Source organism: Falsiroseomonas algicola, from assembly GCF_011040385.1.
In the GTDB taxonomy this organism is placed as follows: Bacteria; Pseudomonadota; Alphaproteobacteria; order Acetobacterales; family Acetobacteraceae; genus Falsiroseomonas; species Falsiroseomonas algicola.
The window spans coordinates 1-236 of sequence record NZ_JAAIKB010000089.1 but is presented as its reverse complement, the minus strand read 5'-3'; the positions used below and the strand labels follow the sequence as shown (position 1 = coordinate 236).

Genomic DNA, 236 nt, shown 5'->3' with positions numbered 1-236 from the left:
CCACGGCGAGGATCGTCTCGACGCTGGTCTCGGCGAGCATCTTCAGCCCCTGGGTGGGTAGCTGCAGACGGTGGGCGCGCATCGCTACCTGGGAGAGCGACTCCTCGCCGGTGACGTAGATCGAGGAGCGCTCCTGGGCGAGCTTGCAGGCGGTCTGCAGCAGCAGGGTCGACTTGCCGGCGCCGGGGTGGCCGCCGAGCAGCACCGCGGAACCGGGCACCAGCCCGCCGCCCAAC

General features: G+C 71.6%; 1 protein-coding gene. It reads right to left on the bottom strand.

Annotated elements, in window-relative coordinates; genetic code table 11:
- The coding region (locus tag G3576_RS31145) for an ATPase domain-containing protein (RefSeq protein WP_164698352.1) at positions 1-236 on the bottom strand (236 nt) is incomplete at both ends.